Source organism: Corynebacterium sp. S7 (assembly GCF_054401105.1).
Genome location: NZ_CM136760.1, coordinates 2,491,540 through 2,516,454, shown reverse-complemented (window position 1 = coordinate 2,516,454; position 24,915 = coordinate 2,491,540). Strand labels below are relative to the sequence as shown.

The 24,915-nt window shown below is 56.7% G+C and carries 18 protein-coding genes; 13 read left to right on the top strand and 5 right to left on the bottom strand.

Annotation, left to right across the window (positions count from 1 at the left end):
* Positions 1-15: 15 nt before the first annotated feature.
* From disA to ACXZ66_RS11940, 3 genes are all read right to left on the bottom strand, one after another.
* Positions 16-1,071, bottom strand: a complete 1,056-nt coding sequence (disA, locus tag ACXZ66_RS11950; RefSeq protein ID WP_458749013.1) for a DNA integrity scanning diadenylate cyclase DisA — start codon at positions 1,069-1,071, stop codon at positions 16-18.
* 11 nt (positions 1,072-1,082) lie between these two features.
* A complete protein-coding gene (gene radA, locus ACXZ66_RS11945; protein ID WP_458749011.1) occupies positions 1,083-2,462 on the bottom strand; it encodes a DNA repair protein RadA in 1,380 nt (459 codons plus the stop codon).
* Between the two features lie 105 nt (positions 2,463-2,567).
* Complete coding sequence (locus tag ACXZ66_RS11940; protein ID WP_458749009.1) at positions 2,568-3,164, bottom strand: hypothetical protein; 597 nt, start codon at positions 3,162-3,164, stop codon at positions 2,568-2,570.
* A 280-nt stretch (positions 3,165-3,444) separates the two neighbouring features.
* On the opposite strand from ACXZ66_RS11940, the gene ACXZ66_RS11935 reads away from it, so the two are divergent.
* The 9 genes from ACXZ66_RS11935 (at position 3,445) to ACXZ66_RS11895 (ending at position 13,372) form a co-directional block, all read left to right on the top strand.
* Positions 3,445-4,035 (top strand): CarD family transcriptional regulator, encoded by a 591-nt coding sequence (locus ACXZ66_RS11935; protein ID WP_458749008.1) that lies wholly within the window; start codon positions 3,445-3,447, stop codon positions 4,033-4,035.
* A 14-nt stretch (positions 4,036-4,049) separates the two neighbouring features.
* Positions 4,050-4,790: a 2-C-methyl-D-erythritol 4-phosphate cytidylyltransferase gene (gene ispD, locus ACXZ66_RS11930; RefSeq protein WP_458749006.1), complete on the top strand. Its 741-nt coding sequence runs from the start codon at positions 4,050-4,052 to the stop codon at positions 4,788-4,790.
* Positions 4,791-4,799: 9 nt separating this feature from the next.
* Entirely contained in the window at positions 4,800-5,279 is a 480-nt protein-coding gene (gene ispF, locus ACXZ66_RS11925) for a 2-C-methyl-D-erythritol 2,4-cyclodiphosphate synthase (RefSeq protein ID WP_458749004.1), read from the top strand.
* A complete protein-coding gene (locus ACXZ66_RS11920; RefSeq protein WP_458749002.1) occupies positions 5,279-6,016 on the top strand; it encodes an alpha/beta fold hydrolase in 738 nt (245 codons plus the stop codon). Before ispF ends, ACXZ66_RS11920 begins: the two co-directional genes overlap by 1 nt.
* 10 nt (positions 6,017-6,026) lie before the next feature.
* Positions 6,027-6,821, top strand: coding sequence for a glucosamine-6-phosphate deaminase (gene nagB, locus ACXZ66_RS11915; protein ID WP_458749001.1), 795 nt, complete (start codon positions 6,027-6,029; stop codon positions 6,819-6,821).
* A 47-nt stretch (positions 6,822-6,868) separates the two neighbouring features.
* Positions 6,869-8,260, top strand: coding sequence for a cysteine--tRNA ligase (gene cysS / locus ACXZ66_RS11910; RefSeq protein WP_458749000.1), 1,392 nt, complete (start codon positions 6,869-6,871; stop codon positions 8,258-8,260).
* Positions 8,261-8,287: 27 nt separating this feature from the next.
* The gene (rlmB, locus tag ACXZ66_RS11905) at positions 8,288-9,229 is read left to right on the top strand and encodes a 23S rRNA (guanosine(2251)-2'-O)-methyltransferase RlmB (protein ID WP_458748998.1); all 942 of its coding nucleotides are present in this window, start codon (positions 8,288-8,290) and stop codon (positions 9,227-9,229) included.
* Between the two features lie 262 nt (positions 9,230-9,491).
* A complete protein-coding gene (locus ACXZ66_RS11900; protein WP_458748996.1) occupies positions 9,492-11,582 on the top strand; it encodes an ATP-dependent nuclease in 2,091 nt (696 codons plus the stop codon).
* Complete coding sequence (locus ACXZ66_RS11895) at positions 11,579-13,372, top strand: UvrD-helicase domain-containing protein (RefSeq protein WP_458748994.1); 1,794 nt, start codon at positions 11,579-11,581, stop codon at positions 13,370-13,372. The genes ACXZ66_RS11900 and ACXZ66_RS11895 overlap by 4 nt, the downstream gene beginning before the upstream one ends.
* Positions 13,373-13,521: 149 nt before the next feature.
* Here ACXZ66_RS11895 and ACXZ66_RS11890 read toward each other — a convergent pair whose 3' ends face one another.
* Together ACXZ66_RS11890 and ACXZ66_RS11885 are read right to left on the bottom strand one after the other, a co-directional pair.
* Complete coding sequence (locus ACXZ66_RS11890) at positions 13,522-15,672, bottom strand: family 16 glycosylhydrolase (protein ID WP_458748992.1); 2,151 nt, start codon at positions 15,670-15,672, stop codon at positions 13,522-13,524.
* Positions 15,669-16,469 (bottom strand): glycosyltransferase family 32 protein, encoded by an 801-nt coding sequence (locus tag ACXZ66_RS11885; RefSeq protein WP_458748990.1) that lies wholly within the window; start codon positions 16,467-16,469, stop codon positions 15,669-15,671. The genes ACXZ66_RS11890 and ACXZ66_RS11885 overlap by 4 nt, the downstream gene beginning before the upstream one ends.
* A 2,664-nt stretch (positions 16,470-19,133) precedes the next feature.
* On the opposite strand from ACXZ66_RS11885, the gene ACXZ66_RS11880 reads away from it, so the two are divergent.
* The 4 genes from ACXZ66_RS11880 to ACXZ66_RS11865 are packed head-to-tail and all read left to right on the top strand — an operon-like array spanning position 19,134 to position 24,841.
* The gene (locus ACXZ66_RS11880) at positions 19,134-20,276 is read left to right on the top strand and encodes an acyl-CoA dehydrogenase family protein (protein WP_458748989.1); all 1,143 of its coding nucleotides are present in this window, start codon (positions 19,134-19,136) and stop codon (positions 20,274-20,276) included.
* Between the two features lie 50 nt (positions 20,277-20,326).
* Positions 20,327-21,079 carry an SDR family NAD(P)-dependent oxidoreductase gene (locus tag ACXZ66_RS11875; RefSeq protein ID WP_458748987.1) on the top strand — a complete coding sequence of 251 codons (753 nt, stop codon included), beginning with the start codon at positions 20,327-20,329 and terminating at the stop codon, positions 21,077-21,079.
* A 39-nt stretch (positions 21,080-21,118) separates the two neighbouring features.
* Positions 21,119-24,061 (top strand): AMP-binding protein, encoded by a 2,943-nt coding sequence (locus ACXZ66_RS11870; RefSeq protein WP_458748985.1) that lies wholly within the window; start codon positions 21,119-21,121, stop codon positions 24,059-24,061.
* Complete coding sequence (locus ACXZ66_RS11865) at positions 24,062-24,841, top strand: enoyl-CoA hydratase/isomerase family protein (protein ID WP_458748983.1); 780 nt, start codon at positions 24,062-24,064, stop codon at positions 24,839-24,841. It abuts the gene before it with no gap.
* The last annotated feature ends 74 nt before the right edge of the window (positions 24,842-24,915 follow it).

Genomic DNA, 24,915 nt, shown 5'->3' with positions numbered 1-24,915 from the left:
ACCTAGACTGACTACCTAGCTCAAGCGCTTCAGCCCGTCATGGACGTGGCGGGCCCAGAGTGGCGAGATGTTTTCGGCCTGCCCGAGCTCGTCGACACTTGCTTCCATCAGCCCGTTGAGATCACCGAAAGCTTCCACGAGGCGGTGCATGAGAAACTCTTGCACGCGCGGAATACGAGAAAGTGCCCGGTAACCGCGGGGCCTGATCTCGCGCAGCAGTGACTCTTCCGTGCCGGGCAGATTGAGAATGCGTGCGATGGTGCCGGCGGACATGACCTCGGAATCCGGCAAGCGATCTAGAGCCGCGGCGGCCTCGGCGACCTCCTCGCCCCGAGGTACCCCAGGGGTGACAAGGTAGTCGCGCAGCAAAAGCTCGATCTGGGTGTCATTGTCGCCACGCAGTTCGGTGAGCTGCAATCTAAGTTGGCGAGCATCGGTGCCAAGCTCGATGACATCGCGGTCGAGGTCTTGGCCTGCGCGCTTGAGTAGCAGCTCGCGCTGCAGCACGTTGATCACGTCGGAGACTACAGCGTAGTTATTCATCTCGGCGACGAAAAGGCGCTGGTTAGCAAGGTCAAGGCGCGAGCGGTAGCGCTCCATGGTGGCCAATTGTTGATTGGCGCGAGTCATGATCACTTCTGGCTCTTCCAGGACGTGGCGTTCTCCCTCAACATAGAGGGTGATCGTGCCCATTGAGGCGGATACTGATATAACCGGGCTGCCTGTTTGCAGCGCGGTGCGTTCCGCGCTGCGGTGGCGGGTGCCCGATTCCACAGTGGGATAGGAGGGCGACGGAACAAGCTGCACATTCGCACGAACAATGCGGGTGCAGTCGGTGGACAAGATGACGGCGCCGTCCATCTTTGACAACTCCCGCATCAACGTGGGCGAAAAAGGGCTATCGAAAGTGATGCCGCCGTCGCAGATCTCGGTGACAGCGTCTTCGTTGCCTAGCACGATCAGCGCGCCGGTTTTACCGCGCTGGATGCGCTCGAGGCCATCGCGCAAATGCGTACCTGGGGCGAGTTGAATCAGGGTCCCGCGCAGGGTTGCTGAACTATTGCCACTCATGACACAGAAGTTTAGTTTCTTCCCCTATCTAACAGTGCAATGGCATCCGAAAGAGTGGAAGCCTGACTGATCCGCATTCCTTTAACCACCAGCTTCTCTCCAGCAGGGACAATCGCGCGCTCATACCCCAACCGTGCAGCCTCCTGGAGACGCCGAGCCAGATTAGGCACGCGCCGAAGTTCTCCTGCAAGTCCAACCTCCCCGATAACCACGGTTTTCTCCGGTAGGGGAGTCTCGTGCAGGCTGGACCAGGTGGCCAATGCAACCGCCAGATCCGTGGCGGTTTCGGTGATCTTAACCCCGCCAACCGTGGCCACATAGGCATCCTTATCATTGGTGCGCTGACCACACCTGGCCTGTAGAACCGCGAGCACGAGCGGTACCCGATTGAAATCGAGGCCGGTAACTACACGCCGTGGACTTTTTGCCACCGGATCCACGGTCAGTGCCTGCACCTCGGCCAACATCGGGCGAACGCCATCCATAGCTACCGTCACTGCGGAACCATCCGGAGTTTTCCCCCGGTGCGAGAGAAATAACCCCGAGGGGTCCGGTACCTCCCGAATACCGTCGGCGGTTTGCTCAAAACAGCCCACTTCATCTGTCGCGCCGAAACGGTTCTTAATGCCGCGCAGCATACGCAGACTAGATTGCCGATCACCCTCAAAGTTCAGCACCACATCCACCAGGTGCTCCAGCACGCGGGGCCCGGCAACGTTGCCATCTTTAGTTACGTGGCCCACGAGCAGAATCGGAATATTCGTGGTTTTCGCCAGCGTGGTCAGCGCCGCGGTAACCGCGCGAGATTGCGCTACGCCACCCGGGACTCCCTCCACGCCCGAGGCCGTCATCGTCTGCACCGAGTCCACGATGATCAGCGATGGTTTGATCTGTTCAACATGGCCAAACACCACATCCAAATTCGATTCCGCAGCGAGGTAGAGCGTTTCCTTTAACGCTCCGGTGCGCTCGGCTCTGGCGCGAACCTGACCGGCAGATTCTTCGGCCGTGACATAGAGCGCCTTACGACCACCCAGATCAGCCCACCGACTAGCCACCTCGAGCAGCAGCGTCGATTTACCCACACCTGGTTCACCCGCCATGAGCACCACGGACCCAGGCACAACGCCCGAGCCAAGCACGCGATCAAGCTCTCCGATCCCCGACGGCATCGTCTTCGTCGCCGTGGGATCAATCGCGGTGATGGGCTGCGCGGGAGACGTTGGGGTGAGCGCACGAGCGGTTGAAGCACCGCTTGACGACGAAGTGGCTGCCGCAACTGATTCCTGTAGGGTGCCCCACGAACCACACTCGGGGCAACGGCCCAACCATTTAGGAGAGGAGTAGCCACACTCTGAGCAGGTGTGAATGCTGCGGGGTTTCTTTGCCATGGCATAAAGCCTAGGACATGGACTAGACACGACTTGTTGGAGGCGCAAAAAACCCGCCATATCCTGGGAGGATGTAGCGGGTTGGAGCTTACTGAGACCAGTGAACTAGTGAGCGTTGCCCATCTGCTCTTGCTGGCCGTCAGAGATGTTGGTCTCTGGACCACGCTCGACGTTGCCGGCTTCCAAGTTAGGTGCGGAAACCGTGACATCCATGTTGATCTGGCCGGAATCGAAGTTGAAAATAACTTCCTGGTTACCGCCGAAAGCGAAGTCCTTGTTGTTCACAGGAGCTTCGACGTACTGAATGCAGGCGGTTTCTGCGTCTGCCTGTGGCATGGCTTCTAGGCCATCAGCGGAATCAGCAACGAGGGTGCAGTTGTAGGAAAGTGGATCTACAGTGCCGAGATTAACGTTCTGACCCGCGACCCGTACCGACTGCAGCGTGTGTTCACGGTGCGAAGGATCCTGGTTGGTGGCGGTAAACTTCAAGGCTGCATCGCCGGTCGCCGGGTCGAGGATGACGTGAACGTCCTGGACGGAGACTTCCTTGTTCTCGGTGTAGCCAGTTGCACCATCAACTGCGGCGACCTGATTAGCGGTCTGGGAAATCTGACCTGCAGAGCAGGATGCGAGAAGCAAAGCAGACATGGCAGCGGCGGAAACGGTTAATCCGCGACGAACAGCCGACTTCTGGGACTTCACTGTGAGTGTCCTCCATCGTTGTAGTTCACAAAGCGTGTATCACCTGATTACCTTAGTCTGAATCCCAACTTAAAACACAGTTTGGGGTGAATCGTGCCCATGTGAGCTGAACTTGCCGGGGTAAACCGGGGTTAATCTTTCCGTACCTGCTTAGCCCTGCATCCTGTGTGAGCGGGCATTTCATCAACCCCGGACTGACATTCTTTTCAAACCTGATGATGGTAGAATGGTGGGGTTAAGTGCATGTTTCGAAAACTAGGGCGAAAACCAAGGAGCTGGAATGGAATTCAAGGTCGGAGAAGTGGTCGTTTACCCTCACCACGGGGCGGCACGTATCGCCGACATCGAGCAGCGCGAGATGGGCGGGGAAACGCTTGAGTTCCTAGTGCTGAAGATTCTCCAGTCTGACTTGGAAGTCCGCGTTCCTATCAAGAACGTTGAAATGGTTGGCGTTCGCGATGTTGTAGGTAAGGAAGGCCTGGAGAAGGTTTTCTCGGTCCTGCGTGAAACAGACGTGGAAGAGGCCGGTAACTGGTCTCGTCGCTACAAGGCAAACCAAGAGCGCCTCGCTTCCGGCGACATTAATAAGGTTGCTGAGGTGGTTCGTGACCTGTGGCGCCGCGACCAGGACCGCGGTCTTTCTGCAGGTGAGAAGCGCATGTTGGGCAAAGCGCGCCAGATCCTCGTGGGTGAGCTCGCGCTGGCGCAGCCAGTGGATGAGGAAAAAGCCGACAAGATGACCGCCGAGATCCAGGAGATCATTGACCGCCACGTCAAGGCTGGTGTCGTTGCAGATCCGAACCCAACCGCTACTGACGAAGACTTCGATGACGTTGACTTGGACGATCTGAGCTTCGACGACGAAGAGTAATCAAGAGTAGATCTGTGGCACGTCGCGTCATAGCCCTCGTGGCTGCAGCCGGGCAGGGGACACGGCTCGGTGCAGAAGTTCCGAAGGCCTTCGTTCCTCTGCGCGGGCGCACTTTGGTGGAGCGCTCCGTCACGGCGATGGAGACCTCTGAGGTCGTTGACGAGATAATCGTGCTAGTCAGCAAAGACATGGAAGCTGTTGCCCGGCACACTCTCAAAGATCACCCTGGTGTGCGCTTTGTCCACGGGGGTGGGGAACGCGCGGACTCCATCTGGGAGGGTCTGAAATCCATCGAGGATGAAGAAGCCGTGGTACTTATCCACGATGCCGCCCGAGCCCTGACTCCCCCGGGAATGATCGCCCGCGTCGCCCAAGCGGTGCTAGCCGGTGCACCAGCTGTGGTGCCGGTCGTGCCTGTCGCGGACACAATCAAACGTGTCAATGGCGCAACCTCGCACGTAGTCGTCGATACGCCCGATCGTGCCTCATTGCGAGCCGTGCAAACCCCGCAGGGCTTTGAATTATCGGCCCTGCGCGCGGCCAACCAGAAATATTTCGCCACAAACGATCCCGGGTTCGTGGCCACCGATGACGCAAGCCTGATGGAATGGTACGGAACTCCGGTGCGCACCGTTCAGGGCGACCCGATGGCCTTTAAAATCACCACCCCGATCGATTTGTTATTGGCCAAAACCATCACTGACGAGGCGGAACCTACCGTCTTTGAGGTCTCCGGAAAAATCAACCAATCATAGGAGCTCATTTTGCCTGCGCCAACCAATCTTCGAGTCGGTAACGCATTCGACGCCCACCAGATCCAAGCGGGCAAGCCCTGCTGGATCGCCGGGTTGTTATTCGAAGACCAAGACGGCTGCGAGGGGCATTCCGACGGCGACGTGGTCTCCCACGCCATCGTTGATGCGGTTCTGTCCGCCTGCAATTTAGGTGATTTGGGCAGTTTTGTCGGCGTCGGTCGCCCTGAATATGACGGGGTCACAGGCGCAGCATTGCTGCATGAGCTGCGCGAACTACTCCAGCAGCACGGCCACACCGTGATCAACGTGTCGGTGCAGTTGATTGGGCAGACTCCGAAGATGGGTCCGCGACGTGAGGAGGCCCAGCAGGTTCTCTCGGAGGCACTTGGGGCGCCGGTCTCGGTCGGTGCAACCACAACCGACCACATGGGTTTCACCGGCTCAGGCGAAGGCCGCGCCGCCATCGCAACCGCCTTGGTCCAGCTTTAATGCTCGCCCGGATCACAGTCGGCAGCGGCCCCACGGTCGTCCTTGTTCACGGCGTCGGCGACAATGGCGCAGGGTGGTCCGATTTCATCGCATCGCTTCGCGACGATTACCGCGTGGTTGCCATCGACCAACGCGGTCACGGGCACTCGCCACGTTTCAGCGACGCCGACCTGGCAGATCCCTTTCCGCGACTGGTTCAGGATCTCATTGCCGTGCTCGAGGTGGAAGGCCCAGCTATTGTTCTAGGCCATTCGATGGGCGGGGCAGTGGCGGCTGAGGCCACGATTAAGCGCCCAGATCTGGTTCGGGCACTGGTGTTGGAAGACCCTGCCTGGTTCCATGCGGACGAGGACTTGCGCAAGGATATCGGGGAAGCGCGCGCACTGTCCAAGCTGAGAAACCTGAGCAATATGCCCAAGGCGATGGAGGAGCGGCAGGCACAGGGCTGGAGCGAAGTGGAAACGCTCGCCTGGGCAATGGCGCACCACCAAACACAGCAGGAGTTTCTGCGCACTGGGGTGGTGGCTCAATCGCGGGACTGGGAAGAGGTCCAAGCCGAGTTGGGAGAAACCGGGGTCCCGGCGTTGGTGCTGGTTGGGAATGGGGCGGGTTCAATCGTCGATAAGCGAGATCTTGTGCTGCCTTACCGCGAATTCGACGCTGGCCACTGCATCCGTCGTGAACAACCGGAAGCTTATGAGGCGGTTGTCCAGCGCCACTTCCAAACTCTTAGTTAGAGTACAACTCATGGAAGTTTTGATCCGTGAGACATCGAGCGGCGTCGCGCAGGCGGCCGCCGATATTATCTGCGAGCACCTAAACCCAGGAAAGGTCCTCGGGCTGGCGACAGGCTCGACGCCGCTGGAGACGTATCAGGAACTGATTCGTAGATACCAGGCGGGCGAGATTTCATTTCGCGGGATGCAGGCGTTCTGCCTGGATGAATACATTGGTCTGCCCGGTGATCATGAGCAGAGTTATCACTACGTAATTCGCAACGAATTTACTCGCCATGTTGATTTCAACGACGTGGATGTGCATTCGCCGAACGGAATGTCGGAGAAGCCGTGGGAGGCTGCCGACGAGTATGAAAACGCAATTATTGATGCAGGCGGGATTGATCTGCAGCTGTTGGGAGTCGGGCGCAACGGGCATATTGGCTTCAATGAACCGGCAACATCGCTGGCATCGACGACCCGCGTGGAAATCCTGCACCAGCAAACAGTGCGCGACAATGCCCGCTTCTTCGATTCCGAAAAAGAAGTGCCGAAATACGCCATCACCCAAGGGTTGGGGACAATCTTGCGTTCGGGTCAGGCGCTGCTGATTGCAACCGGTGCGGGCAAGGCGCAGGCAGTACACGATCTAGTTGAGGGCCCTGTTAGTGCTGCTTGTCCTGCATCGGTGCTGCAGCTGCACCCGAATGCTGTGGTGATCGTGGATGAATCGGCCGCCTCCCAGCTCACAGAGGTGGAGTACTACCGGCACATGGAGGCTATGCGCCCAGAGTGGAAGGGCCTTGACGGCCTGCCGAAGCGGTAGTCGCAGGCGCCCGCGGAGTGTCTGGTGCGTGGTCTAAACTAGGATGCGTGACTCAACGCATCTTCGACACAGGAACCCGCACTCTGCGAGACTTCGAACCGGTTCGCCCCGGACATGTTTCGATCTACCTGTGTGGTGCGACCCCTCAGGCGCAGCCACACATTGGGCATGTCCGCTCGGGCGTCGCCTTCGATATTGTGCGCCGCTGGTTCATCGCCCAGGGCAATGACGTGGCGTTCGTGCGCAACGTTACGGATATCGACGATAAGATTTTAAACAAGGCCGCCGAGCATGGTCGGCCCTGGTGGGAGTGGGTTTCCACCTACGAGCGCGAATTTACCAAGGCCTATGACACCCTCGGCGTGCTGCCGCCATCGGTGGAGCCACGCGCAACGGGGCATGTGACTCAGATGGTCGATTATATGCAGCGCCTTATGGATAATGGCTTCGCTTATGCGGCAGAGGGCTCGGTGTATTTCGACGTTAACGCGTGGGTCATGGCCGAGGGCTCGGACTACGGCAGTTTGTCGGGTAACCGCCCAGAGGAGATGGAGCAGGGAGAGACCGACACCGTGGGCAAGCGTGGTCCGCTGGATTTCGCGCTGTGGAAGGCCGCCAAGCCGGGGGAGCCTTCCTGGCCAACCCCGTGGGGCGACGGTCGCCCGGGCTGGCACCTCGAGTGCTCGGCCATGTCCACCTGGTATTTGGGTGAAACCTTCGACATTCACGGCGGTGGCCTGGACTTGCAGTTCCCGCACCACGAAAATGAGCAAGCACAATCCCACGCCGTGGGCGATGGGTTTGCTAATTACTGGATGCACAACCACTGGGTCACCATGGCCGGCGAGAAGATGTCCAAGTCCTTGGGCAACGTGCTCTCGGTGCCGAACATGTTGGAAATGGTCCGCCCCGTGGAGCTGCGCTACTACCTAGGCTCCGCGCATTACCGCAGCGTGTTGGAGTACTCCCCGGAGGCACTCCAAGAGGCAGCAGCAGGCTATCGCCGCATCGAGGAATTCCTCGCTCGTGTCGGCGAGGTTGAGCCCACTACCTGGACAGATGCCTTCGAGGTAGCTCTTAATGACGATTTTGGCGTCCCTCGTGGCCTCGCCGAGATCCACACTGCAGTGCGCGAAGGAAACAAGGCACTCTCCGAGAACAACCTTGCTCGCGCGCAGGAGCTGGCTGGCCAGGTGCGCGCCATGGCCGGGGTTTTGGGGGTTGATCCGCAGGATGAGCAGTGGGCGAGTGTATCGTCGACAAGCGAAAATGCGAATCACGCTTTAGACGTACTTGTACAGTCCGAGCTGGACCGTCGCGCCACCGCGCGCGCTGAGAAGGATTGGACAACCGCCGACGCAGTCCGCGATCGGTTGGAAGATGCCGGGATTGACGTGACCGATACCGCCGACGGCCCGCAGTGGTCGCTGAAGAACTAGCGAAGAATTAGGGCAGGATAATAGAACATGGCTAAACCATACGAGCGCCCCGACAAGCGCAAGGTAAACAAAAAGGGTGCTACCAAGGGCTCCGGCGGTAATCGTCGTCGAGGTCTTGCGGGCAAGGGCCCGACCCCGAAGGCCGACGAGCGCGTCTACCACGCGAAATACAAGGCGAAGCAGTACCGCGACCGCAAGGATCAGGGCCGCCATGAGCGCGACGAGCCGGACTTGGTTGTTGGCCGCAACCCTGTCATCGAGTGCTTGCACGCCCACGTTCCGGCTGAGCAGTTGATTGTGGCGCAGGGCACGGGTAACGACGATCGCCTCTCCGAAGCCGTGGCCATTGCTCATTCCCGGAACATCCCGATTCGTGAGGTCCAGCGCCACGAGCTCGATCGCATGGTGGGCAACTCCATGCACCAGGGCATTGGTCTGCAGATCCAGCCGTACAAGTACTCCAACGTGTTTGACCTGATTGCCGGTGTGAGCGAGCGCGGCGAGAAGGGCATGTTTGTGCTGCTGGATAACATCACTGACCCGCGCAACCTGGGTGCTGTGATTCGCTCCACCGCGGCCTTTGGTGGCCACGGCGTGATCATTCCGGAGCGTCGCTCGGCGCAGGTCACCGGTGTGGCTTGGCGTACCTCTGCGGGTACCGCGGCGCGTTTGCCGGTTGCGCGTGAGACGAACATGACGCGTACGGTCAAAGAGTTCCAGAAGAATGGCTACCAGGTAGTCGGCCTAGATGCCGGTGGCGAGCACACCCTGGATACCTACGACGGCGGCACGGACAACGTGGTTATCGTGGTTGGTTCAGAGGGCAAGGGCATTTCTCGGCTTGTCCGCGAGAACTGTGACGTGATCATGAGCGTGCCAATGGAGAGCTGGGTCGAGTCGCTCAACGCCTCTGTTGCTGCGGGTGTTGTGCTGAGCGAATTTGCGCGCCAGCGTCGCTTGGAGAGCTAGGGTTTCTGTCCTGCCCGGCCCTGCCGAAGATCGCTTCGCCAGACTAATGGTTGGAGCTCGGTGTAGGCTCAGGCCGCGAAGTGAGAAGTTCGATTCTTAGAAGGCTCTCGTACTTTGAGTGGCTCTGTTGTGAGCTTTCTGTCCAACCAGGATCGCGTTCGATGCTGATGCTTGACACAGTGTCAACGTTATTTTTGAAGTTGGTTCTCTAATTAAATCCGCAGGAACGCTAGACGGCGGTCCTCTCATGAAAGGACCGCGAATGACTCAGCACGATGCGGCTAAGCAAAATCAGACCGAAAACGGTCGCCCGCAATATCACCTGTGTGTATCCAGTATCGAAGTGTGTAATTTCCGTTTATTACGTGAGGTCAAGGTTGATTTGGCCAGCGAAACAACGGTGTTAGTCGGGCGCAACAACTCCGGTAAAACAACGCTGGCCGAAGCCTTGACATATTTTCTCGATACCCAGGCTCCCAAGTTCGATCTCGCAGATTTCTCTACGGAAACTTATCGGCAGTTCTACCAGGCAGCGCAGCATTACCACGGGGGTAAGAAAGCAGACGCGCGCAAAGCGCTTCCCGAAATTACGCTCACGCTCAAGATCACGTACGGTGCCGATTTATTTCAATATGGACCCTTAGCTGCTGCAATCGTTGACCTCGATCCGGAATGCACCGAAGCAATTGTGAGGTTCGCGTACTCACTGCAGGGAGGTCGTCTCGACGATCTATTTGAGGATCTGGGTGTTGATACTGGTGCGGAAATTACTTCAGGCATCGAGGCTTTTTTGCAAGTACTGGCCACGCGGATCCCCAGCCTGTTCGGCAGGACAATCACCGCAATCGACCCCCAAGATTCCTCAAATACCAGAGACCTAACTATAGAAGCTGTTCGCAGCCTGGTTACTGTGAACTTTCTCAAGGCACAGCGAGGGCTCGACGATGAGAAGGAACGCCCGAAGGACCTCATCGGAAAGGTCTTCCAAACACTATTTGAAGCCGCGATGAAGGCAAGCGACGACACGAAACAGAAGGCAATCGCTGATGAACTCATTGACGCCGTCGCAGACATAGAACGCGACCTAGGCGACAAGGTCAGCTCCATGATGACAAACCTCGTCCCGGCATTGGAGAGCTTCGGTTACCCGGGTTTAAATAATCCGCAAATGGAAGCAGTGACCACATTGGACATGACGAGGCTACTGGCAAACTACACCAGTATCCGATACCGAAGCGTGGCGGGGGTGTCCCTCCCTGAGTCATATAGCGGCTTAGGGTCGCGCAACCTCATTCTGATGCTCTTCACCCTGCTGGGCTACTACCGCGAATACGCAACGAGGGACACCACACCAAGTCTGCACCTGATCTTCGTCGAAGAACCAGAAGCGCATCTTCACCCACAGATGCAGGAAGTGTTCATCGAACAGCTTGCAGGCGTTGCCGAACTTTTCCCGACGCTGGACGGACGAGACCATCTGTGGGCACCGCAGTTCGTCGTTTCGACGCACTCGTCACACATCGCAAATCGAGCAAATTTTTCCTCGATCCGCTATTTCCGTGTGGTGACAGCGGGCGAAGGTCAGGAAGTAAAACAGGCCGAGATTCTTGACCTGAGCTGTGCCCCAGAACTCGATGAAAATTTCCTACACCAGTATTTGACACTCACCCGATCCGATCTGTTCTTCGCCGACAAGGCAATCTTGGTCGAAGGGACCAGCGAGCGTCTTATCGTCCCCACAGCAATCAAGAAGATCGCACCAACTCTCACGAATCAGTACGTTACTCTGATGGAAGTGGGTGGGGCCTATGCCCACAAGTTCTTCCCTCTCCTTGACTTCCTAGGGATCCCTGCCCTCATCATTACCGATATCGACACCGTCAGCAAGCAGAATGTGGAAACACGAAGTGCAGCTACGAGTGTTCACGAAGGAGATGGAACGAGCAATGCAACAATCAAGCAGTGGTTCTCGGACAGTCACCTGGCTCCCCCTGAGCTGCTGAAGGCTGCTGAAACACAAGCGATTATCAGGCAAGGACGGTATCTTGCCTACCAAGTTCCAGAACAAGGTCAACAAGCGTGTGGAAGGACTTTCGAAGACGCATTTATACTCGCCAACCCTGAATTATTTGGCCTCACGCTAACCGGAGAAATGGCCGAGGACGAAAATGCGGCCCGCGATCTGGCCCAAAAACAGAAGAAGAGCACCTTCGCCCTGTGCTTCGCGATTGAAAGAACAGAATGGCAGACCCCACGATATATTCGACGTGGGCTCACTTGGCTGCGTGCTTATCCAGCTACTCCAGATAGTGACATCGCTAGTACCGAGATTACCGAGGCAGTCGTCAAGTGAGCACTCCAAAAGGTCACGCTGTTAACACGGCAGAGCAAGCTGGCAAAGAGGCGCTAGCTGCGGTGTTCTACTCACTGGAGGAGAGGCGCAACTTCAAATTGGAAGCTGGAGCCGGAGCTGGAAAGACATATTCACTTATCCAAGCACTTAAACACATACTGGCGCGGCGAAGCACCTACCTGCCCCGTGGGGATCAACGCATTGCATGCCTTACTTTTACGAAAGTTGCGCGAGACGAGATTATCGCACGCACTGACGAAAGCCCTTTCATATTCGCAGATACACTGCACGGATTCCTTTGGGAGATGATCCGTCCCTTTCAGAAATCCCTCCAAGCCTCGCTGCTCCAGTCTGAAGCCTGGGCAAAAATCCTGGAAGAGGGGCAAGAGATCAATGAGTTGCCCATTGATTACGAATTGGGTTTTCGCAGCATCAACGAGGAAAAAATTACCCTGCACCACGAGGACATTCCCACCTTCGCGATCGAGCTTTTCGGCAACTCTAAATTTCGGACGTTGATTACCGACCGCTTCCCTATTATCTTCATCGATGAGTATCAGGACACACCCGCCGGATTGGCGGAAGCAATGTTGTCGGGAGAAGGCACCAACCACCGGAGTCCCGTAATCGGATTTTTCGGAGACCACTGGCAACAGATCTACGACCGCACCTGCGGGTCTATCGACCACCCTACGCTCACAGCGATTCCAAAAAATGCCAACTTCCGCTCAGACCGTTCCATCGTCAGTTTCCTTAACCACTTGCGTCCGGAGCTTGCTCAAAAACCGACATCGGATGCCACGAATGGTAGCGTCACTGTCTATCACACTAACGAGTGGCCCGGAACTCGTCTTGCAGGACACTGGAAAGGTCAGATTTCTCACGAAGCCACACGAGCATGCTTGTCATGGCTGAATCCAGTGACGTCGATCGGAGAACATTCTCATGGCGCGGATACCCTGAAGATTCTCATGCTGACTCACACCACGATCGCAAACGAGCTCGGTTATTCCACGTTGCCTACGGTCTTTGAGCGCAACGATGCATTTATTCGTAAGGAAGACCCAGTGATTGAGTACTTGATCGACACCATCGAGCCTGCATTGGGGTCTTTCGAACGACACCGTTTCGGCGATCTCTTCGACGTACTCGGAGGCCGGCGGCCTATCTTAGGGTCACCTCGCGACAAGGTGCGCTGGAACGACTTCTTCCATCAGCTCATCTCGACCAGCGAGAATGGCACGGTCGGTGATATGCTCGACCTGCTCGTCAAGCAGTCACTTTTTGCGCTGCCCACCCGTGTAGGAAAAAGAGAGCAGGAGTTAAGAGAGGCACTCGAAACCCTTAGCCCAGGTGAAGAGCTCAAAACACCCCGGAGATTGGTCGAGCACCAGAAGCTTCGTGCAGTCGCATACACCGAAATACGAGCTCTCAACGAATACCTGTCGGACAGCACAGTATTCTCAACAAAGCATGCGGTCAAGGGTGCCGAGTTCGATGACGTGATCGTTGTCCTCGGGCGGGGATGGAGCAGGTATGACTTTTCAAAGATGCTGTCGAACTATCCCAGACGAGACGATCTGGACGAAAGGGAGCGGACTAGCTTCGAGAGGTCACGCAACTTATTTTATGTCGCTGCTTCGCGGGCCAAACATAACTTATCCCTGTTGTTCGTACAAAAGCTTGATGAGAACGCTCTCGCCACACTTACTGCATGGGTTGGGAGGGAGAACGTAATTTCAATTGAGTTTGCGGACGAAACGACCCTCTCACTGACTTCAGAAGCATGAATTCATCTGTTTTGCGTCCACATCATCGAATACAGGCAAGTTCGCAGAGCGGGTAAGAACCAATGCCTGAAAATCTAAAAGGACCCCCGTCACTCATCTCCTATTACACGGAGTCCCATTAAAGGTCTCACCCCGGGGTTTAAAGTTGACTAAATTCCCATTCTCATCGACTTACTGGTATCGTTCTGTCGAACGCCTTGGATCTCGATGGACCGAATGCTCGCCGTAGCGGGAAGACTAGCTACGTTCAATCGGCCTGCCAGTTCTTTGGAACGGGAATGCCAGAGGTTGAAATTAAATTGAAGCGACTGGTCAGGAATCGGAGTTGGATTCCAGATGGTCCGCTCGTAAATCACTTCTCCATCGACACTCCACTGGATAATGCCTGGTTGCCAGTTGATTTCGTAATCGTGGAAATCCTCGGCGGCATCAAAACCAAGGTCAATGAGCGTGGGCGTGCCCCTATAGCCATACTCGAGTTTGGTTCCCGCGGGCCCAGGGTTATAGAAGACGTTAATGAGCATCTTAGTCGTGTCTTCGCCGAGGAACTCGATATCAATCTCTTGGTGCGGCCCATTGCGGTGTAGGAACATGCCCGTAACGAGCCCTTGGACCCCCGATGGGCGAAGCGAAGCGCGAAAGCGCCCATACCGGTAGGAAGCGACGCTGGCGATTGCCCCAGAGGTGAATTCGCGCACGGGCGTTTGCTCTTGTCTCAAAGTCAGAAGAGTCTCGTCGTCGATCACAGTAACATTATCAGGGGAAAACATCGCGAGATTACTAGGAAAGGTGTCGGAGCGTAGGGCCCACAATTGCTTGTCGAAAGGTTTTCCTGCAACCCAGTTGACGGGTGGCATGTCTGTCTGCTTGATGTTGGTTGGCTTCACCCTGATGCCGTGCTGCGAGGCGGGTTTTCCTGACAGGATCCAAGGTCCGCTGTCGGCAACTAAATCTATAGCTCGGCGAGCTCTTAGTGTGCTCACTGATTCGTCCAGTGACCGCATCTCGATATCCGACGTAACCGGGTAGGGAAGTGCGGGGTATTCCACTTTAAGGAACTCCGTCAACGCTTCCCATTTATCTTTCACTTTGGGAGCGAGCCGAAGGATGCGACGTGGATCAATTCCAGGTAGTGAAGTACTTAGGGATGTCGAAATAAAGAGTGCGCTGGGATTAGCCGAGGCAATCTGTGCTAGTGTCTCGGCTTCGTGCGAACCAACGTTCACGTAGGCGTTGAAGGTGCAGGAGCGTCGCCCCGCGTTAAGGGCTTCTTCTTCAGCAGTAGGCATCCGGTCGATATCGCTCAGACAGGTATACCCGATCATCGAGAGCGCAGTGGCGAGGGCTGTCAGCCCTGAACCGGGATTACCGACAGCTACAACTGGACCGGGCAAGTGCTTGGATGTTGGCAACAGCGGTTTCTCACGTGTGATCACTCCAACCTGCGAGAGTACTGGGAGTACGGAATAGGAATTCGTCGACGGTTCGTCTATTCGCTGGGCAATGATCGGTTTCGCAGAAGTGAACGCGTTCAGCCGCTTGAACTGGAAATTCAACCAAAGGTCAATCGGGCCGAAGACAGGGAGCTGATCGAGTAGCTTGTTTGCCCCCTCACGGGTGAGAATGTAACCGGAAGCTTCCCAGATACCAGGGCCGTCCAATCGTCTTAGGCTCTTTCCAGGTTCGACTCGGGGGATTTCGCCGACCTCCTCAAACGCTAGGTAGAGCAGGTCAAAGCCTTGTCCCTCCTGCTCGCGGTCTAACGACTGCCAAGTTCGTGCAAATTCGCCAGCGAACCCAAATTCCATGTACACATCGTCTTCGAGGACAAGTGCACTAGGTGTGTCACCGTCGGCAATGAGCTTCCAGACATCGACGTGGGAGAGCGCGATCGCGATTTCCTGTGGGGTCATTTGAATCTCGCGTGCTCGGTTTTCGGTGTCGATGCGCAGGAGCGGATTCGGGTCGACAGTCAGCTGGTCAGCCAGAGTGTACTTCGGGATAAGCACTTCGGGGTCGGGAGCTTCATCCATGTATCGTGCATCTATAGCAGAGAACCTACGCGTAAGCGTCGACAGGCGCGCACCGTGCCGATCGGAGAAGCGGTCTAGCTCGTCGCATACTCTTTGCCACCTGTCGGGGCGCCGGTCGAGATTGATCACGTAGATACGCTGCAGCGAGTCTCTTTCACCATCGCGAGAAAACACCGCTGCTTTCCTCCTCCAATCGAGCCTCCTGAGGCGCAATCGCAGGTGATGAAGCAGCGACTTCTTAAAGTCGGCAAATTCAAGCTTGTTCATGAGTTTGCCGGTTTCTCTTGATTGGGGACAGCCTCACCTTGAGCCCATATTCTCCAATTACGTCCATCCTTGCGATAATCCAGTGGCCATTTACTCACCGCTACCTCATCCCAGGAAGTTAATATCTCAAAGTCATGCTCTTTATCCGCTAGATCTAACTCTGCGGCGTATTGAACGAGAGAGGCAGTCAGGTTGCCGGGCCCAGTAAGCGACTGGATATCCCGATTCGAGTCAATGCAACCGTTCAATGACTCGGTGGCACGCTCCAGAGCAATTGTGATCACAGGGTGATTCGAACTGGCGATAAGCGGATTATTATTGACATAAAATATCTGTTCGTCACTCTCGTCGCTCTCGAAAGCCAGAGAAGGATCGCTCATCGAATCGGAGCGAACATCATAACAAAGTGCTTGCAACCGTAACCGACCGTCCTTGATGAGCGGCTCCAAACTTACTCCCAGGTATTCGTCATCAGCGTCAACATACATCCCGCCATGTTGTCGCATAAAACAGAGGCGAAAGTAGTCAGCACGCATTGCTGGGTGGGCACAAGCTTCAAAGGCGGACACGTGCCGAGGCCCAAAATGCGCAGTGATAAAGCGTCGTGCTGATTGGTCGTCAAACAGAATACGCGTAAAGCCCGCGTCTTCGAGTGGTGCCCAAGATTCCAAACAGGCCTGCACATCTTTCGGTATCGAGCTGGAATCATCCCAGAACTGCACGAGTACAGGTGGAGTGGTTGAGTTGAAGGAGGGCGCTGAAAGCTTCATGCTCGAACGAATAATGAGTTGCCGCATAAACTGCGACCTCAAATGGTCATTATTGGCAACTTCGGCGGGGTGTCGGGGAGGTGGTATTTGACCTGTGCTCATATTTTCTTTTTTTGAATAAGGGCAACTAGAGCATGGGTCAGCTCATCTGATGCTGTTTATAGATCTCTTTAAGTTCGTCGATGAAGGTTCTGCTTGCATCTTTAACTAATATGGCGATTGGCTTTGACCCTTTTGTTCGTCTATGACTGCCAGGTTTCCAAAAACGACACCAGCTATTTATAGTGACTGGAATTGGGGCTTACATCAGAAGCTAGTAGACAGCTCGAAGCAATCCAACCGCAGCCTCTAATGACTGGCACTTTCAGCGGCTTCGAGGAACATCTCCACGCGGATTGGCCTCGAATTCTTCGGCATTTTTCTGGATATACCCCATATCTCCACTGTCGGAATGGTGGCCATTAAGTCAAGTTCCAGACTTGCCAGGTTTCGCCGCCCTTTAAGAGTTCAACCTCAATCTGTCCGATTTCGCGAGAAGTCATATTACCAGCCTAAACAACTCTATTTTCAAGTATTTACTCGGTCAAGTTTACCTCCGTTCGTAGGTTCAGCAAATTAAGAAAGGTGGTTGATCACCCCCTGGTAGCTCCCAGTACAACACCAATGACTGGTAATCTCTTTTCGTAAAAGCGTGTTTCGTAATAAATGGCACCGAGTGGTGCTTTAAAGTGACGCTCGGGTAGGATCAGGGTTTCCTTAGGGCCGAGGTGTGGTTGCAATGTTGGGGAGGGAAGAAGTGCCCTGGAATGATCAAAGTCAGACAATCCTCTTAAACCACGCATGTTGACTTACTCGGTAACCCACCCGACTTTGCACTAACAACCTTTGCTTTCCCTGGGAGCGACCGGCAATACATCGAGTTCCGAAGCTTTGACGCGGTGACCGCGAGGGTAGCATCAGCCTTTGACTCTGCCCCTGCGGGCATGAGTAAGTCGTTGACCTGGGACTAGGGGTAGGTCATGGCCCGGCTCAAGGATATGCGAGGCGGGTGACGATGTCGGTGTATTTTTGCAATCCTCGTTCGCCGTGGCAGTGAGGAAACAACGAAAACACCAAGGGGCTGGCGTGGCTGCGTTCTTCGATACGAACTGACTTATCCGTGTACTTTCAGAGGCGTCTGGACGGAGTCGAAGTTGAATTTAATAATCGGCCGTGACAGATCTTGCAGGGAGTATCTCCCCACAGGCGTTTAACTGGCCGCTATCGCCGGAAACGTCCACGCGCTGCGACGATGGTTAGAAACTCATCCTACCGGCAGCTCGGCGGGCTGCCAGGGATTTTAGGACGTGCACTAGATTCACAGAACTGATTGAGTCGCTTAAAAAACGCGTCTGGAGAGACTATTTGGGCGAAGACCGGACGCGCGACATGGCCTTCGGTTCTGCCCCGAAGTTGCTCAAAGAATAGGAACGAGTGACGATTTGCGAGCACGAACTCAGCTCTTTCAACTTGAACTGACCGGTTTTCGCCGGCTGGACAGAATTCCTTCTTCTATCCGGAATGCCGTCAGAAATTCTCCAGGAACGTGTAAGCGCTGGTGATACAGCTCGAAGTGGGAGGTCTCCTATGGTTGCCTCTACCGAAGACATAGCTGCCTTGTCTTCTCCACCCAGGTGTGCTCCGATAATTACCATCCCACCCAGTACGATTTGCTCGTCGGGGCTTTTGCTTGTGCACGGTAGTTCCAGGTGTTTTTAGAAGGGACGCATCCGAGCGTGGTAATTTCGTGTCGTTTGGCAGCTCCATGAATCACGTCCCAGGTTCAGGGTCCTTCATAAACTGACATGGCATTTGGTGTGGGTATCGTCTTGATGCGGTCCTTAAAGGTTCCGATCAAGGTGAGTGCTAGGTTTTATTCGGGATTATGGCCGATCCTCATTCACACCGCCTCCGGATCGATGGAGTGGCATGGCTGGTTAATCTCTTCGTCCACAGCTGCTCTCATGGGCCTGAGGCCAATGATTCACTCGCCCAACCAGAACCAGCGTCCGTAGATCCCCTCTTCACACTGGGCAGCCAGCGTCAGAAACAAACAAAATTCAGAGGCGTACCCTCTTTCGAGTTTGAGACCTCCGGTCGTTGCAGTTCGAGTATTGCCCTTCGAGGAGAAGTAGGGTTGTAAACCTCGACCTGCCAGATTAGCGGTTGAGGAATTGTCAAAGTCGAGGTCACCCCGAATTTCGTTTCAGGATTTGTCAGGGATTCCAAATCGAACTCAATAAAACACCACGACAGGTCCTGTACGGATACACCCTAATTGAGATACTGACACAACAACTAGGCGGCGCATTCACCCCTAACAGCGTATTTGTGCGACCTGGGCATTCGTTAATCCTCAACCATTGATTTGGGGGGCGGGGATGTGCGTCTGTGGGGGCGTTGTACAGGGTCTACTAACCGGTGGTGGCCCGTTACTTTTGTAGCGGGCTCACCACCGGTTTTGTTGTTTCTCCCAATGGTTCGATTTGTAATACCTATGTACTGAGAAGTGATTCCAATCGTCGCTATCTGAAATTGTGATTGTTGTCATATGTGGCGTGGGATACATTGGTCCTCATTGAACGGACATTCAACATTGCTGAATCCGTGTTCAATCCTTCACGTTCTCCACATTTGAAGAAAAGAGACACAATGGACTTCTCCCTCGATAGCGCGCAGCAGCAGCTCCTCGAGCGCGCCCAATCTTTTGCCAAGGACATCGCGCCGGATTACCGCAAGCGCGAGGAGGATCGCATTATTGATCCTGAACTGCGCCGTGAAATGGGTTCCCTTGGCCTGATCGGCGGGGAACTTCCCAAAGAACTCGGCGGCCAGGGCGAGCGCGCTCTGACCACCGGTTTGCTCATCGAGGCGGTTGCATATGGCGACCTCGGAGTCTCCTACGTGCAGCTCGTGGGCTCCTTGGTAGGCCAGGTCGTTGCCCGCAACGCCAGCCCAGAACTGGCCAAGGAGTGGGTTCCGAAGATCACCAGTGGAGAGGACATCGTGGCCATCGGCTTGTCCGAGCCACGCGGAGGCTCCGATGCGGGTAACCCGGATATGACTGCGACACGCCAGGGCGACTCGTGGATTCTCAACGGAACCAAGTCCATGACCTTCGCGCTGCACGCCGGTGCAACAGTTGTCTTTGCTCGCACTTCCGAAGACCGCCCCGGTCGCGGCATCAGCGCTTTCTTGGTCGAGCTCGATCGCGACGGGATCACCAAGACCGGTGCCAACGACATGGGAACGCTGTCTGTTGGCCGTGGGTTCGTAGAATTCGACAATGTAGAGATCCCGGCCGGCAACCTACTGGGCAAGGAAGGCGAGGCCTTCACTCAGGTCATGCAGGGCTTCGACTTTTCCCGCGCATTGATCGGTCTTCAGGGTATCGGCGCGGCACAGGCAACCTATGACGAAACACTGGACTACACCTCGCACCGCGAAGCATTCGGCCAGCCGGTGAGCAAGTTCCAGGGTGTGGCCTTCCCACTTTCGGAAGCAGCCACCGAACTCGAGGGTGCGCGCATGGTGTGCCACAAGACGCTGTGGCTGAAAGACCAAGACCTTCCACATACCAAGCAAGCAGCCATGAGCAAGTGGTGGGCACCAAAGGTTTCCTGGGAAGTGATCACCGCCTGCCTCATGCTCCACGGCCAGTACGGCTACCTCAAGGACTACCCACACGAGCAGCGCCTCCGCGACGTGATGGGCCTGCGTATTGCAGATGGTACCGATCAGATTGCCAAGTTGGTCATCGCACGCAATGACCTCGGCCGCCAATTCGCGCCCTAAAGAACCGGCAAGAACCCGCAAGACACTTCAACCACTCAAAGGAGACAACCATGTCTGAAAACAACCTCGAAAACAAGATCATCATCGTTACCGGCGCAGCTCAGGGCATTGGCAAGGGTATTGCCACCCGACTCGTCGCGGAAGGCGCGACCGTTGTCATTGCCGACCTCAACGGCGAGGCTGCACAAACAACAGCAAACGAGCTGGGCAACAATTCCATTGGTCTGGCCGTCGACGTGTCCGACCGCGACGCCGTAGATGCCTTGGTGGCTTCCACCGTGGAAAAGTTTGGTCGCATCGACGTGCTGGTCAACAACGCAGGCTGGGACAAGGTTGCACCGTTCTTGGAGCTCGACCGCGACGTGTGGAAGAAGATCATCGACATCAACCTCTACGGCCCACTGAACTGCTTCTACGCGGTGGGCAAAGTTATGGTCGAGCAGCAGCACGGCACCGTGATCTCGATTAGCTCCGATGCTGGCCGCGCAGGCTCCTCCGGCGAGGGCGTGTACTCGGCAGCAAAGGGCGGCATCATCGCCTTCACCAAGACGTTTGCCCGCGAAGCCGCCCGCTACGGAGTCAGCGCCAACGTTGTCTGCCCAGGTCCTTCCGATACTCCACTGTTCGCAGGCATCTCGGAGGAGAACCCGAAGCTGCGCACCGCCCTAGAAAAGGCCATCCCACTGCGTCGCCTGGGCCAGCCAGAAGACATCGCTAACGCCGTTGCCTTCTTCGCCTCCCCATCCTCCTCCTACATCACTGGCCAGACCCTGTCTGTCTCCGGTGGCCTGACCATGCAATAAGCGCCGACTACCCACACAGCCAGCCAAAAGGAAAACATCATGCCTACCAGTTTCGAAATGCTGCTCAAGGACTCCGACATCAAGGAGTTCACCGAGGCAGGACATTGGAAAAACCGCCTACTCATCGACTATTTCGACGAGGCAGTAGCAAACACCCCAGACAAGCTTGCAGCAGTCGAGCGCGCCGGACGCCACACATACAAGGAAATGGCCGACGACGTCGATGCCGCAGCTCACGGCTTGCTGGAGCTGGGAGTTCAACCCGCCGATGTAATCGGTATCCAGCTCCCGAACTGGTACGAATGGGTTGTCCTGCACCTAGCCACCATCCGCGTCGGCGCGATCACCAACGCGCTGATCCCGATCTACCGCGACCAGCAGATCGGCTACATGGCCAAGCACGCGGAAGTATCAGTGCTCTTTATCGCAGAGACCTTCCGTCGCTTCAACTACATGGACATGATCGATAGGCTTCGCGACGACCTCCCGGACCTGAAACACACCATCGTTGTCAGGCCGGTGTCCGATAAGCCCCGGAAACACTTCACTTTCTTCGAAACGTTCATGGAGCGGGGACGCGCTCGTCGTGAAGCGAACCCTGCGGACTTCGCCGCACTGCGACCTGATCCGAACGACCTCTCGCTGATCATGTTCACCTCGGGCACGACCGGCAAGCCGAAGGGCGTAATGCACGTGCACAACTCCATGATCGCGGGTGCCGCGCCCTGGGATGACAACCTCGGCCTGGACTCCGACGCGGTGATCCACATGGCCTCGACGTTTGGCCACCTCACCGGTTTCCTCTGGGGCGTGAGTATGCCGATCGTGCTCGGCGGAACCGGTGTGTTCCAGGATGTGTGGGACGTGGACTACTTCCTTTATCTGACGGAAAAGTACGGCGTGAACCACACCACCGGTGCGGCGCCGTTCTTGCACGACTTCCTCAACGCGGAAAACTTCGAGCACTACGACCTGTCCAGCCTGAAGCACTTCGTGTGTGTGGGCGCGCCGATTCCGCGCAGCTTCGTCACCACTGCCGAGGCGAAGCTGCCCACGATGAGTGTGTTTGGTGGCTGGGGCATGACCGAGTGTGGCATGTCCACCATGGGTCACCCGTCCTATCCGAAGGAAAAGCGTGTGGCCACCGATGGCTACCCGCTGGCGGGTATGTGTGCGCGCATTGTGAACTCGGGAGGTGAGCCGCAGGAGCCAAATACCGAGGGCACCCTCGAGGTCACAGGTCCGCTGCTCTTCCGCGGCTACCTGAAGCAGCTGGACAAGACGCACGAGGAGATGAACGGCGAGTGGTTCAACACCGGTGATATTGCAACTATCGACGAGGACGGGTTTGTCACCCTCTCTGGTCGTAGCAAGGACATCATCATCCGCGGTGGCGAGAACATCCCAGTCGCCGATGTGGAAAATGCCCTGGTGCAGCACCCGGATGTGGCGGACGTGGCAGTCGTGGCAATGCCGCACGATCGCCTGCAGGAGATCGCCGCAGCTGTGGTCGTGCCGAAGGATCCGGCGAAGCCGCTGACCATGGAATCGATGCAGAAGTTCCTGGGTGAGAAATCCATTGCAAAGCCGTACTGGCCGGAGTACCTCCAGATTGTCGAAGAACTGCCACGTACCCCTTCCGGCAAGGCGCAGAAGTTTAAGCTGCGCGAGATGATGGCCGAGGTCGCCGAGCAGAACAAGGCCGGCGAGGACACCGACGTAATCAAGTCCGCGCCGGGTACCGTCACCGGGCCTGTGCAGCTGCAGTCCAAGCGCGGCTCCTGGTGGGGGCCGGTGGATGTGACCGGGCTGGATTCGCTGTTTACGCCTGAGGAAAAGAACTTCGCACTCACCGTACGCAAGTGGGTAGATAAGGAGATCCGGCCGAATATTGGCCAGTGGTACAACGACGGCCAGTACCCTCGTGAGCTGATGCGTGAGCTGGGCAAGCTCGGTGTGCTGGGCATGTACCTCAAGGACTACGGGTGCCCTGGTCGAACCGCAGTGGAATATGGCCTGGCAGCCTCCGAACTCGAGGCCGGCGACTCCGGAATTCGCACCGTTGCCTCGGTGCAGGGCTCGCTGGCCATGGCGGCCATTCGCAAACACGGCTCCTTGGACCAGTGCGCCGAGTGGTTGCCGGGAATGTCCAAGGGTGAGATCATCGGTTGCTTCGGCCTGACCGAGCCCACCGCAGGTTCCGACCCCTCGCGGATGCTCACCACCGCGAAGCAAGATGCCTCCGGCGACTGGGTGCTCAACGGCACGAAGCGCTGGGTTGGCATGGCACCCATCGCGGATGTAGCCATTATCTGGGCACAAACGGAAGAAATCGGGGACGGCAAGGGCGTGCGAGGCTTTGTGGTTCCGACGGACACCCCGGGATTCTCAACCTCTGTGATCGAGCCTAAGTTGTCCATGCGAGCCTCTATTCAGGGCGAGATCAGCATGGAAAACGTCCGCCTGCCATACACAGCGATGCTCCCACTGGATTCCGCGGTTGGCCTGCGTGGTGCCTTCGCGTGTCTCAACGACGCCCGCTACTCCATCACCTGGGGTGTCATGGGTGCCGCCCGCGACTCTTTTAACGCAGCCCGCGAGTACTCCCTCGACCGCGAACAGTTCGGATATCCGCTGGCTAGTTTTCAGTTCACCCAGGCCAAGCTTGCCGAGATGGCCGTAGCCGTCAACCGTGGCTACGTCATGGCCAACCACCTGGGACGAATCAAGGACACCTCCGGCACCACCCCCGAGATGGTCTCCGCGGTCAAGCTCGACAACACCCGCACCGCTCTCCTGGTCGCTCAGCAGGCGCGCACCATCATCGGTGGCAATGGCATCACCTTGGACTACTCGCCAATGCGCCACGCCGAAAACCTCGAATCGGTACGCACCTACGAGGGCACCGAAGAAATGCACCAGCTGGCAGTTGGCCGCGCGGTCACCGGACTCGATGCATTCGCACCACAGGGAGCAAAGTAAATGACCACCTTTGAGACAATCACCCTCGAGGCAACTGAAGGCATCGGCACTATCACCATCAATCGCCCGAAGAAGATGAACGCGCTGTCCAACCAGGTCGTCGCGGAATTGCGCCAAGCCTTGGACGCGTGGCGCAGCACCGACGAGGTCTCCGCGGTGGTGTTCACCGGCAGCGGGGAGAAGGCCTTCGTCGCCGGTGCCGACATCGCCGATCTAGCCAACTACGACCTGAAGTATGGGTTGCAGGCAGACATGCAAAAGCTTTTCGACGAGATCGAGGACTACCCCTTACCCACAATCGCCGCGATTAACGGTGTAGCTTTGGGCGGCGGACTCGAACTAGCCATGAGCTGCGATATCCGCATTGCGGTGCAAAAAGCGAAGCTCGGTTTGCCGGAAACAGCCCTCGGAGTTCTTCCCGGTGCAGGTGGCACCCAGCGCCTGTCGCGCCTTGCTGGCAGGGGCCGGGCTGTGGAAATGGTACTTACTGGCCGTACCCTTTCAGCAGATGAAGCACTCACCGCAGGCCTAGTCACCACGGTGACAACGGCTGAGGAACTCATCGGTGCAGCACGCGAGTGCGCCCAGTCAATCCTCGGGCGCGGCCCGTTGGCTGTGCAGTTGGCCAAACTAGTTGTTCGCGCAGGCTCCGAGACGGACCAGCGCACCGGCTTGCTTCTCGAGCGCCTGGCCCAAACGGTGCTGTACACCACTTCGGACAAGGTCGAGGGCGCAACGGCCTTCCTTGAAAAGCGCAAGCCCGCCTTCGAGGGAAAGTAGCCCGCTTTTCTCTCGCCCCGATCCCAGATTGCCCCGCCATCCCAGATTGATGGTTACAGATCAACGAATGCCCA

Coding starts and splice junctions, on each gene's coding strand:
- disA (WP_458749013.1), bottom strand. CDS start 1,071: ATGAGTGGCAATAGTTCAGCAACCCTGCGCGGGACCCTGATTCAACTC.
- radA (WP_458749011.1), bottom strand. CDS start 2,462: ATGGCAAAGAAACCCCGCAGCATTCACACCTGCTCAGAGTGTGGCTAC.
- ACXZ66_RS11935 (WP_458749008.1), top strand. CDS start 3,445: ATGGAATTCAAGGTCGGAGAAGTGGTCGTTTACCCTCACCACGGGGCG.
- ACXZ66_RS11920 (WP_458749002.1), top strand. CDS start 5,279: ATGCTCGCCCGGATCACAGTCGGCAGCGGCCCCACGGTCGTCCTTGTT.
- nagB (WP_458749001.1), top strand. CDS start 6,027: ATGGAAGTTTTGATCCGTGAGACATCGAGCGGCGTCGCGCAGGCGGCC.
- rlmB (WP_458748998.1), top strand. CDS start 8,288: ATGGCTAAACCATACGAGCGCCCCGACAAGCGCAAGGTAAACAAAAAG.
- ACXZ66_RS11900 (WP_458748996.1), top strand. CDS start 9,492: ATGACTCAGCACGATGCGGCTAAGCAAAATCAGACCGAAAACGGTCGC.
- ACXZ66_RS11890 (WP_458748992.1), bottom strand. CDS start 15,672: ATGAACAAGCTTGAATTTGCCGACTTTAAGAAGTCGCTGCTTCATCAC.
- ACXZ66_RS11885 (WP_458748990.1), bottom strand. CDS start 16,469: ATGCGGCAACTCATTATTCGTTCGAGCATGAAGCTTTCAGCGCCCTCC.
- ACXZ66_RS11880 (WP_458748989.1), top strand. CDS start 19,134: ATGGACTTCTCCCTCGATAGCGCGCAGCAGCAGCTCCTCGAGCGCGCC.
- ACXZ66_RS11875 (WP_458748987.1), top strand. CDS start 20,327: ATGTCTGAAAACAACCTCGAAAACAAGATCATCATCGTTACCGGCGCA.
- ACXZ66_RS11870 (WP_458748985.1), top strand. CDS start 21,119: ATGCCTACCAGTTTCGAAATGCTGCTCAAGGACTCCGACATCAAGGAG.
- ACXZ66_RS11865 (WP_458748983.1), top strand. CDS start 24,062: ATGACCACCTTTGAGACAATCACCCTCGAGGCAACTGAAGGCATCGGC.